General features: G+C 72.3%; 2 protein-coding genes. Both read left to right on the top strand.

Features of this window, described 5'->3' with window-relative positions:
• A partial coding sequence (locus tag I4I78_RS32365; protein WP_218615310.1) for an SDR family oxidoreductase occupies nt 1-673 on the top strand: 673 nt, incomplete at its 5' end.
• A gap of 122 nt (nt 674-795) precedes the next feature.
• Nucleotides 796-1,347 carry a bifunctional nuclease family protein gene (locus I4I78_RS32360; protein WP_218615309.1) on the top strand — a complete coding sequence of 184 codons (552 nt, stop codon included), beginning with the start codon at nt 796-798 and terminating at the stop codon, nt 1,345-1,347.
• Nucleotides 1,348-1,425: the final 78 nt, after the last annotated feature.

The raw sequence follows: 1,425 nt of genomic DNA, 5'->3' as shown, positions 1-1,425 counted from the left end.
GCTCGGTGCCGGGTACCGGGTGGCGCTGGCCGGGCGGCGGGCCGAGGCCTTGGACGAGACCGCGGACGGGCACCCGGACGCGCTCGTCGTCGCGACCGACGTCGGCGACGAGGACTCGGTCGCGGCGCTGTTCGCGGCCGTGCACGCGCGCTGGGGCCGGGTCGACCTGCTGGTCAACAACGCCGGCACGTTCGGACCGGCGGGGACGCCGGACGAGATCGACGTCGCGCAGTGGCGAGCGGCGGTGGACACGAACCTGACCGGGTCGTTCCTGTGCGCCCGGGAGGCGTTCGCCGCGATGCGCGCGCAGGATCCCCAGGGCGGCCGGATCGTCAACAACGGGTCGATCTCCGCGCACGCCCCGCGCCCTGGCAGCGCCGCCTACACCGCGACCAAGCACGCGGTCACCGGCCTGACCCGCTCGCTGTCGCTGGACGGGCGACCGTTCGGGATCGCCTGCGGTCAGATCGACATCGGCAACGCGGCCACCGACATGACGGCCGGGATCGCGACCGGCGCGAAGCAGGCCGACGGCAGCACCCGCCCGGAGCCGACGTTCGACGCCCGCCACGTCGCCGACGCGGTGCTCTACATGGCAGGCCTGCCGCTCGAGGCCAACGTGCAGTTCCTGACGATCACCGCGACGACGATGCCGTTCATCGGACGGGGCTGAGGCGGCATCGGGGCTCGGCCGGACGAGCGATCCGCAGGGCGATACGTCTCGCGATGAGACGCCGGTCACCGTCCGGACCGGGGAGAATTCGCGCCGAAGCACCAGCTGGAGGCGAGGTCGGCGTGAGCATTGCGATGCATGTCCTGCGGTTGATCGTGCACGCTCGGTCCCGGCAGCCGGTGCTGCTGATCGGGGAGATCGAGGGCACCCGGTGCGTCCCGATCTTCCTACGCCCGGCGCAGGCGGAGGTGATCGCCGTCGGCCCGCGGGACGGCGAGTCGACCTCGTTGACCCAGGACGTGCTGCTGCCGGTGCTGGACAGGCTCGGGCACACCCTGGAACGGATCGAGATCAGCGACCTGACCGACGGCGTCTACACCGCGGAGCTGGTGTTCGACGCCGGCGAGCGGATCGAGGTCAAGCCGAGCGACGCGCTGTCCATCGCCGTCCGCGAGAAGCTCCCGATCGGCATCGCCGAGCACGTGCTCGACGAGGTCGGCCAGCAGGTCGACGAGCTCCTGCCGCCGGAGGCCGAGGACCCGGCCGGTGCCGGGGTACCGGCACCGACCTCCACCGGCACCGACTCCACCGCGGCGCCGGAGGAGCAGCTGCGCGAGTTCCGGGAGTTCATCGACGAGGTGTCGCCGGAGGACTTCCGCACCCCGGGTGACTGAGCGCGAAGCCTGCGGAGCCGCGCTTCGATACTGAGCGCGAAGCCTGCGGAGCCGCGCATCGATACTGAGCGCGAAGCC

The organism is Pseudonocardia sp. KRD291 (assembly GCF_019263595.1).
GTDB lineage: Bacteria > Actinomycetota > Actinomycetes > Mycobacteriales > Pseudonocardiaceae > Pseudonocardia.
Note: the sequence above shows the minus strand (reverse complement) of the source record. Positions and strands in the feature narration are given on the sequence as shown.